General features: G+C 60.7%; 7 protein-coding genes. 6 read left to right on the forward strand and 1 reads right to left on the reverse strand.

The annotated features are described in order from the left end of the window. Positions 1-441: OmpA family protein (locus LDL37_RS07745; RefSeq protein WP_290796271.1), on the forward strand; the 441-nt coding region annotated here is incomplete at its 5' end. A 211-nt stretch (positions 442-652) separates the two neighbouring features. Here the strand turns inward: LDL37_RS07745 and LDL37_RS07750 are convergent. Further along, positions 653-2,278, reverse strand: coding sequence for a glycosyltransferase family 39 protein (locus LDL37_RS07750; RefSeq protein WP_290796274.1), 1,626 nt, complete (start codon positions 2,276-2,278; stop codon positions 653-655). A 372-nt stretch (positions 2,279-2,650) separates the two neighbouring features. On the opposite strand from LDL37_RS07750, the gene LDL37_RS07755 reads away from it, so the two are divergent. From LDL37_RS07755 to LDL37_RS07775, 5 genes are all read left to right on the forward strand, one after another. Beyond that, entirely contained in the window at positions 2,651-5,128 is a 2,478-nt protein-coding gene (locus LDL37_RS07755) for a TonB-dependent receptor (RefSeq protein WP_290796277.1), read from the forward strand. Positions 5,129-5,289: 161 nt separating this feature from the next. Then, the gene (locus LDL37_RS07760) at positions 5,290-6,336 is read left to right on the forward strand and encodes an agmatine deiminase family protein (RefSeq protein ID WP_290796280.1); all 1,047 of its coding nucleotides are present in this window, start codon (positions 5,290-5,292) and stop codon (positions 6,334-6,336) included. 23 nt (positions 6,337-6,359) lie between these two features. After that, positions 6,360-7,244 carry an N-carbamoylputrescine amidase gene (gene aguB / locus LDL37_RS07765; protein WP_290796283.1) on the forward strand — a complete coding sequence of 295 codons (885 nt, stop codon included), beginning with the start codon at positions 6,360-6,362 and terminating at the stop codon, positions 7,242-7,244. A gap of 95 nt (positions 7,245-7,339) precedes the next feature. Then, positions 7,340-8,614, forward strand: a complete 1,275-nt coding sequence (locus tag LDL37_RS07770) for an amidohydrolase family protein (RefSeq protein WP_290796286.1) — start codon at positions 7,340-7,342, stop codon at positions 8,612-8,614. A gap of 156 nt (positions 8,615-8,770) precedes the next feature. Further along, a partial coding sequence (locus tag LDL37_RS07775) for a HAMP domain-containing protein (RefSeq protein ID WP_290796289.1) occupies positions 8,771-10,000 on the forward strand: 1,230 nt, incomplete at its 3' end.

Below are 10,000 nucleotides of genomic sequence, written 5' to 3' on the forward strand. Positions count from 1 at the left end.
GCGCCTCCGCCGCCCCCGCCGCCCCCGCCGCCTCCCCCGCCTCCGCCCCCCCCGCCGCCTCCGCCTCCGCCGCCTCCGCCGATGGTTGAAGAAGCGGTGAAGTACGAAGCCCGCGAATTCATCGTGTACTTCGAATTCGATCAGTCCACCCTGACCGCCGACGCGCAAGCGATCGTGCAGCAGGCCGCTGATTACGCGAAGGCCGGTAACGCGACCCGCGTGGTTGTCGTGGGTCACGCCGATACCTCGGGTTCGGCTGCCTACAACATCCGTCTGTCGGAACGTCGCGCCAAGACCGTGGCTGACGCTCTTGCCGGTCTCGGCGTGTCGGGTTCGATCCTGGCCGTTGACTGGAAGGGTGAATCGGCTCCGGCAGTCGCCACCGGCGACGGCGTGAAGGAACCGCTGAACCGTCGTTCGACCATCGACATCGCGTTCTAATCGAACGCTGTCGGTATCGACAGACAACAAGAAACCCGGCCTGTTCGCAGGCCGGGTTTTTTGTGCTTGCGGTGGGCGTTGGAAGCACTTGAAGATCGCGGTGCCGCTTGGCACCCTGCTACTTACTGCTGGGGTATGGGGACGTCTGTGCACCGCTTGCGGGGTGCAGGGGCCCGTGGCCCCTGCGTCTGATCATCTCTCCGAAACGCATTTACTGATCGTCGTCCGGGGTCTCAAGCGATGAGCCGAGCGGATGCCCCGTCCGCGGATCACGCGGAGCGCGCTGGAAGCCGTACCCGCGGAACAGGGTAAAGTCGCGCGTGCGCTTGTGATCGAGCGCGATTTTCAGCGATTCGCCCGGCCCGGTAGCCGCAAAGTCGCGGCGAATATCCGGGATAAAGCCATCGACATAGGAGACGATCAGCACATTCTGTCCGGTTTCCGCGGTCAGCGGGGTTTCGGTCTCGGCCTGTGACTTGGGATGGGCTTCACGCACCCAGGCCTTGAGCGGGACGTCGGGGTTGGCCGTGAACCAGTCACGCCCATAATAGGCGAGGGCGTTATAAACATTGCGATTATCGACCGCGATGGCCGTCGGACGGGCCTCCGTCTGCGCCTTGGCGATAATGGCGTGGGTGAGGGTGTCCCAGCCGCGCGCGCGTTTCACCGTATTGCCGAGGCCGAGCGCATGGGTGAGGGGCTCCGAGACCGCGCCCAGCATAAAGACGGCCATAATCGCTACCTGAATGCCCAGTCCGATTCCCAGCGCCGGCCGCCACAATCTGTGTGACCGGATAGCCACGCTGAAACCCGTCACCACAAAGGCGGCGACCAGCAAACTGGCCGGCACATAGGCCGAAGCGGCCCAGTTGGCATTGGCGCGCGACAGGAAGGCCTGCACGCTGACGAAGATCAGAGGCGGCAGGGTGAGACAGGTCAGACCGATCAGAGCGCTGCGCTGGGCGGCATCGGCTTCGCGGTGCAATAGGCCCGCACGCGGCCGCACAAGCCCCGCTATGCCGAGCAGCATCAGGAGCACGGGGACGGGGCCAAAGACACCCAGTTGGTCGCGCCAGAATTTCAGCAGGGAGGTCGGGTTAAACAGCTTGCCCCAATGCCAGTTGGCATTGTCGGCGGTATGCGACACGGTCTGAAAGCCGTGCGTGGCATTCCAGTACAGGTTGGGCGACATCAGCAGGATAAAGGCTCCGGCGAACAGGGCCAGGCTGCGCAGGTTCCAGCTACGCCGCACCGAGGGCACCAGCACGGCATGGGCGGCCGCCCCGATCAGGAAGTACAGACAGGCATATTTGCTGAGGAAGGCGGCCCCGAAGGCGACCCCCATCCCCAGCGCGGCCTTCAGGCGGGCCTTTTCCGCGTTTGTAGTAAGAAAAATACTGTAAAAATAGAGTGTTGCTGACAGGAAGAACATCAGCGGCGCATCGGTGGATATGACCGCCGCCGACAGCACGACGCCCGGCATCAGGCTATATATAATGGCGGCGCACAGGCCGGTGGCCTCGTTAAACAGCCGTTGACCGGCGCCCCACAGGCATAGCGCCGCCCCCAGATGCAGGAAGGGCGCAAACAGCCGCACAAAGGGCTCGACATCGGACCCCAGGGTGGACAGGTGGATCAGCCACGCGATCATCGGCGGCTTGGAATAGTAGCCAAAGTCCAGTTGCCGCGACCACAGCCAATATTGCGCCTCATCCGGATAGAGATTGGTGTAGGTGCTGAACAGAAGCGCGACACGCAGCAAAAACAGCAGCCCCAGCCCCCACAGAACATAACGCGCCGGAGCGGACAGGGGAGCGGGTGCGGGGGGCTGAGGCATGGAGAAACGTCGCTTGCGGGAGAGAATCTTGTGCGGTGCGCCATCGCATTACCGCTCAAAAGAGGAGGCACTGAGGCGCGTTCCGCGTTGAATGACACGCCCGCGCCCGATGCGCAAACACGAATGGTTACGGACTGTGTCGCATAAGCGCCTTTTGCTGACATAAACTGTGGCAATTTAAGCGCAGATCGTTCCGCCTGTCACAATTGTCATCAAACCTTCGCACTTTTGGCTCAAAAAGCGGCACAAAAGCGGCTAAAGGTGGAAACCTACCTAAACGTTTAAGTGATGGTGCTTAAAAACGGGCATGGGCGTAATCCGCGCACAGCGCCGCTTTTCTGTTTTGTGAACCTGGAGAGGGGATACTCCGATATGAAAATGAACAAGTGGATTCTGGCCGGTACGGCCCTGACGGGCCTCTTTGCCGCCCATGGCGCCTTCGCCCAATCGACCGGTACGGAAGCGGCCGAAGACGTCAAAGAAGTTGTTGTTCAAGGCAAGCGCGGACCGCGCAGCATTGACGGTGCCCTGACCAAGGAATCAGTGGGTAAATCCCGCTCAACGGTCACTCAGGAGTATCTGGAAACGCAAGCCAGCGGCCAGACTGTTCTGCAAAGCATCAACCTTGTTCCCGGCGTCAACTTCACCAACAACGACGCTTATGGCACGTCGGGTGGTAACATCCGTATCCGTGGCTTCGATGGTAACCGTATCTCACTGACATTTGACGGGGCTCCGCTCAACGATACCGGCAACTACGCCATCTACTCGAACCAGCAACTGGACTCGGAGTTGATCGAAACGGTTGCCGTGAACCTCGGCACGACCGATGTTGACAGCCCGACAGCTTCAGCGGCGGGTGGTACGGTTGCCTACAAGACGATCCGCCCGTCCAAGGATTTTGGCATCGACAGCACCCTTTCGGTTGGTACGGAGAACTTCCGTCGCGCCTTCGTCAAAGTGGACACGGGTGAATTTCTGGGCTTCACGGCGTGGGTTGCCGCGTCGAAAACCCAGTACGACAAGTTCAAGGGCCCGGGGCAACTTGAAAAGACCCAATACAACGGTCGTATCTATCGTGATCTCGGTAATGGCGACTTCCTCAGCCTCGCGGCGAACTGGAACGAAAACCGCAATACCAACTACCGCAACATCACGATCAGCGACCTCAAGACCAATCCTGATCTTGACTATGATCTGACCTGCGCTTCCACGGCCCTGCCGACCCCGGTAAACGGCACGGCTCAGAACGCGGGTTCTGGCTGCACCAACTACTATGGTCAGCGCAACAACCCGTCGAATACCGGCAGCGTTCGCGGTCAGTTCAAGAAGCACATTACCGACAGCCTTGTCTTTACGTTTGACCCCAGCTTCCAGTACGTTCTCGCCAATGGTGGTACGCAGTTTGAAGTGGTCAGCGAGAAAGACAATCGCCTTGACCTCGATGGCACCAACACGACCGGTGTCGGTGTCGACCTCAACGGCGACAAGGACACGCTTGACTCGGTCATGCTGTTCCGTCCGTCGAACACCAACACTCGTCGCTTCGGCCTCACCAGCTCGCTGATCTGGGATTTGAACGACGACCATCGTCTGCGTGGTGCCTACACGATTGATTACGGTCGTCACCGTCAGACCGGCGAATTCAGCTATATGGATGCCTCTGGCAATCCGGTTGACCTGTTCGGCGGTAAAGACGGCAATGGCCCTGCGGTTGTTGATGTGAAGGGCAACAAGCTTCAAAACCGTAATCGTTTCTCGATCGCCAAGCTTGAGCAGATTGCGGCTGAATATCGCGGCTACTTCTTCGATCGTGCCCTGGTGGTGAACCTCGGCGTTCGTGCGCCGGTTCTGACGCGTGAACTCAACAACTATTGCTACCAACCCAACGGTGGTGACTTCCCCCGTTGTACGGCTGAAACGCCGACGGTTGTCGCCGGTGGTGCGGGCAACGTGACCTTCCCGACCACGGGCACCACGAAGCATGTGCCGCCGATCAGCTTCACGAAAGAGTACAAGAAGACTCTGCCGAACGTTGGTGTGACGTGGAACTTCAACGACATCCAGTCGCTGTACGTCTCTTACGCTGAACAAATCTCGGCTCCGCGCACCGACAACCTGTACAAGTACAGCCGTGCAGACACAGCGGGTTCGCCGCTGATCACCTCGATTGCTGAGCCGGAAACGACCCAATCCTTCGACTTCGGTTATCGTTATCAGTCGTCCAACATTCTGCTGTCGGCCGCTCTCTGGACCTCCAAGTTCCAGAACCGTATCGTTCAAACCTACGATCCGGAAACCCTGCTGAACACCGATCGTAACGTTGGTGAAGTCGAAATGTCCGGTTTCGACGGTCAGATCGGCTGGCAGGTTGCGGACTACTTCTCGGTCTATGCTTCGGCGTCTTACAACAAGTCCGAGCTGAAGGAAGACCTGCAGCTCAGCGCCACTACCTTCCTGCCGACCAAAGGCAAGACCCTGGTGGAAACGCCGGAATGGACCTATTCGGGTCGCTTCCAGTGGGAAGTGACGCCTGTGTTCCAACTCGGCGTCCAAGCTAAGTACGTTGGTGAGCGCTTCACCACCGATGTCAACGATGAAGTGGCCCCGGCCTATACCGTGTTCGACATGGACATGAACTACAAGATCAGTGCCTTCGGTAAGCCGGGTACTGAGCTTCAACTGAACGTCATCAACATGTTCGACGAAACTTATCTGGGTTCGCTGGGCTCGGCCAACAACGCCCTCCCGGTGACGCTGAACAACGGGACGGTCCGTAACGGCAGCACGACGACCCACAGCCGTGGCGCACCGCGTACCCTGATGCTTTCTCTGAAGACCAAGTTCTAAGACCAGACACGGTCTGACGAACACGAGCGGCTCTCCGGAAACGGAGGGCCGCTTTTTTTTGTGCCCATTCTTCTGGCCTGTGTCATGGAAGGCATGGCCAAACCGGTTGACGCTGTGTAAAAGGGCCGCAATCCAAGTTTCGCTTTTTTCCGGGGTCCGGCATGAGCCAAAATCCGAACCTTTCCCGCATCGTTCCCGCTGAGTGGGAGCCGCACAAGGCCATGTGGGTCGGGTTTCCCAGCCACGAAAACCTGTGGCAGGAAGACCTGATCGAGGCTCAGGCCGAGGTGGCGTCGCTGGTGCGCGTGCTGGCCGAAGCCGGCGATGAGCACGTCAAGCTGATGGTGATGGGCGAGGCGGCGCGTAAGGCGGCGCAATCGCTGTTGTCCGACGTGAAAAAGGTCGAAATCGTCGATGGGCGGTTCGGCGACATCTGGTTCCGTGATACCGGCCCCATCTACGTCAATGTCGAGGATGCGCAGGACCGTCATGCGGCTCTGCCCGTGGCCTTCCTCAACAACGGCTGGGGCGGCAAATATCACCTGAAGTACGACGATCAGGTCGCCGCTCAGGTGGCCGAACACGATGGCTATGTGCCGGAAACACAAGAGTTTGTGCTCGAAGGGGGCTCGCTGGAGCACGACGGGTTCGGCACTGTCCTCACCACGCGCCAGTGCCTGCTTAATCCGAATCGCAACCCCGACTGGACGCAGTCCACGGCTGAGCGCGCGTTACAGGACGCGCTGGGGGCGCGCAAGATCATCTGGCTCGATGACGGCCTGCTCAACGACCATACGGATGGCCATATCGACAATCTGGCGCGCTTTGTGGCACCGGGCGTCGTGGTCTGCCCCGTGGGTTATGGGGCGGATGACCCCAATGCCGACCTCTATAATGCGGTGGCCAAAACCCTCAGCCAGCAGACCGACGCGCGCGGCGTCAAGCTTCAGGTGGTGCGTATCCCGTCGCCGGGCCGCACGGTGGACGAGGACGGCGAAATCATCCCGGCCTCGCACATGAATTTCCTGATCGCCAATGATTGCGTCATCGTGCCGGTTTATAATGAGCGGCCGGGCGAAATGGCGGTTGAGGCGCTGCAAACCCTGTTTGCCGAACGTCAGGTGTTCGGCCTGCCGTCCAACGCCATCCTGACCGGCGGTGGCTCCTTCCATTGCATCAGCCAGCAAGTGCCCTATATCAAGGGCTGACCCCTGAACCCAAAGGTAACGATATGACCCGGACCGTTTCCGTGGCGGCGCTGCAAACCGCCTATGGCCCCGACATGGCCGCGAACATCGCCAAAACCGAGGCGCTGGTGCGCGAAGCGGCGGCCAAGGGCGCGCAGATCATCCTGCCGTCGGAGCTGTTTCAGGGCGAATATTTCTGCGTCAGTCAGGAAGAGCGCTGGTTTGCCACGGCCTTTCCGTGGCGCAGCCATCCGTGCGTCATCGCCATGCAAAAGCTGGCGGCCGAGCTGAATGTCGTCATCCCCACCTCGATCTACGAGAAGGAAGGCCCGCACTATTTCAACTCGCTGGTCATGATCGACGCGGGCGGGGAGCTTTTGGGTGTCTATCGCAAGAGCCATATCCCTGACGGCCCCGGCTATCAGGAAAAATACTATTTCCGTCCAGGAGATACGGGCTTCAAGGTGTGGGATACCCGGTTCGCCCGCGTCGGTGTCGGCATCTGCTGGGATCAGTGGTATCCGGAAGCGGCGCGCGCAATGGCGCTGCTGGGGGCAGAGATTTTGTTCTATCCGACAGCCATTGGCTCCGAGCCGCACGACGCCGAACTGGATACGGCGGCCCCGTGGCAGCGCGTCATGCAGGGCCACGCCGTCGCCAATGTCATCCCGGTCGTGGCCTCCAACCGCATCGGCACCGAAAGCCTGATTTCGCCGCAAAACGGCTGCGGTCAGACCTTCTATGGGCACAGCTTCATCGCCAACCACCGCGGCGACAAGGTGGCGGAGTATGGTAAGGGCGAAGAGGGCGTTCTGGTGGCCGAGTTCGACCTCGATTACCTGAATACGCACCGCGCCGCCTGGGGCTTCTTCCGCGACCGCCGCACCGATCTTTACGGCGCGCTGGCCAGTCCGCGTCCGGTGGCCTGATCCGTCTGTGAACGGACCGTGTAAGCGCGCTATAAGCCCTTACATTCCTGCGGACCTTATGCCTATTCTACCGGGGTAGCGTTAAGGGGCTGGATATGAAGATGCATAAGGCGGGCGTGGCGGCGGTGATGATGCTGATGGCGGGGGCTGCGCAGGCGGCCACGGTCGCCGTCAAGGCCGACCGCCTGATCGAGGTCGAAACCGGCAAGGTGATCGAGCAGCCGCTGGTGATCGTCACCGATGGGCGCATCACGGCGGTCGGCAGCGCCCTGACGATGAAGCCGCCGGCGGACGCTGACTATGTCGATCTGCCCGGTGTGACTCTGCTGCCCGGCCTGATTGATATGCACGTCCACCTCGACAACAGCCCGGAATATGGCGGCTACAGCGGCCTGTCGCACACGGATCGCTTCTGGGCCTTTGTGGCGGCGGCTAATGCTGAAAAGACGCTGAAGGCCGGGTTTACCACCGTGCGCAATGTCGGCGCGGGGGATTACAATGACATCGGCCTGCGCGAAGCGATAGACGAAGGCGTACTGCCGGGTCCGCGCATCGTGGCGGCGGGCCTGAGCTTTGGGGCTACCGGCGGGCATTGCGATTCGACCTGGCTGCCGCCGTCTTTTGACGCCAAAAACCCGCTCAATGCCGATAGCCCTTGGGAAGCGCGCAAATCGGTGCGGACCCTGAAAAAATACGGAGCGGACGTCATCAAGATCTGCGCCACCTCCGGCGTCTTTTCGCGCGGGGCCAGCGTCGGCGCGCAGCAACTGACCTTTGAGGAAATGGCTGCGGTCGCTGACGAAGCGCACATGGCCGGCATGAAGGTCGCCGCTCACGCGCACGGAGCCGAGGGGATCAAGGCGGCGCTGCGGGCCGGGGTCGATACGATCGAACACGCCAGTCTGGTGGACGACGAGGGGATAAGGCTGGCCCGAGAGAAGGGGGCCTACTTCTCGATGGACATCTACAATACCGACTACACGCAGTCCGAAGGCCAGCGCAACGGCGTGGCCGAAGAGAGTCTGCGCAAGGACCGTGAAATCGCCGAGGTGCAGCGCCAGAACTACGGCAAGGCGCTGAAGGCCGGGGTGAAGATGGTCTATGGCACCGACGCCGGCATCTATCCGCACGGCGACAATGCCCGTCAGTTCGCCGTGATGGTGCGCTATGGCGCGACGCCGCTTCAGGCCATTCAGTCGGCGACGGTGATTGCTGCTGAGGCGCTGGGGCGGTCCGGGGATGTCGGCAGCCTCAAGCCCGGTCACTATGGCGACATGGTCGGGGTCGTGGGCGATCCACTAAAGGATGTAACCCTGCTGGAGCGGCCCGTCTTTGTCATGAAGGGTGGAGATGTGATCACGAAACCGTGATAACGCCGATATCGGCTTATATATATGAGTTATAACGCCATTTTTTATTGTAACATAAATTAGAACGACGTTACTTTAAATAAACGTTAAGGCTGTTCCGACAAATCTTAACAGGGGCTTTCGTGGCCCTTGGTAACAGAGTCGGAAAGTCTGATAATGCAGCTACGTACAAAGTTTATCGGGCTGGGGGCGGCGTGTGCGCTTCTGGTGTTTGGCATGGTGGCCGCCAACAGCGTGGCGTCGCATTACGCGCGGACGCACGCGCGGCAGGCTTCGCTGATCAGCCAGATCACGCAACGGCACATGGCCGCCGACATGATGCACGACGCCATGCGCGGTGACGTGCTTGAAGCCCTGCTGGCGCACCAGATGGGCGACGCAGCGGCTGCCGAAGCCGTGGTCGGCAGCTTCAAGGACCACGCTGACACGTTTGAGAAAAACCTCAAAGCCAATCAGGCCGAGGCCCTGCCGGATAATCTGAAACAGCGCTTCGCCGAAACCCTGACGGCGCTTCAGGCCTACCGTGCTGCCGGTGACGCGGTGCTTACCGCCACCCCGGAAACCGAGCCCGCGCTGCGGGCGGACTTCGACGCCAAGTTCAAGGCGATGGAGGACAGCAATGAGAGCCTGTCCGGTGATCTCGAAGCGTGGATGACGGGCGAGGTCGAGCGGGGTGCGAAGACCGATGCGCAGTTGAACATGCTGGTGCAGGTGTTGTCGGGCTTCGCCATTCTGGGCGTGCTGGCCATGATCGGCCTGATGTGGCGCGACCTGTTGCGGCCGTTGGGCCTGATGTCGCAGACGATCGGACGCATTGCCGAAGGCGACACGGATGTCGAGGTCGCCTTTATTAATCGTAAGGATGAGATGGGCGTGCTGGCCCGCGCCACCCGGTCCCTGTGTGAAACGGCGCGCAAGGCGCTGATGGTGGACCGCATGGTGCAGGCCATGCCGACCCCGGTGATGGCGGTCGATGTGCACAATGATCTGCGCATCACCTATATCAATGCCGCGACCGAAAAGCTGATGGATAAGGTCAAGGGGCATTTTCCCAACTATCCCGGCACGCTGATGGGGCAGTCCATCGACATCTTCCACAAACACCCTGAGCATCAGCGTCGTCTGCTGTCCGACCCGAAAAACCTGCCGCACCGCGCGCGTATCCGCGTGGGCGACGAAAGCATCGACCTGCAGATTTCGGCGGTGCGCGATCACCGCGATCAATACGCCGGGGCCATGCTGGTGTGGGATCTGGTCACGGATCAGGCGCAGTTGAGCCGCGATTTCGAAGTGCGGGTGCAGGACGTGGTGAACGGGCTGGCGGCGTCGGCGGCAGAGCTGTCGCAGGTGGCCGAAACCGTGACGGGCGATTTGCGCAATGGGGCC

Source organism: Asticcacaulis sp. (assembly GCF_020217185.1).
Taxonomy (GTDB): domain Bacteria; phylum Pseudomonadota; class Alphaproteobacteria; order Caulobacterales; family Caulobacteraceae; genus Asticcacaulis.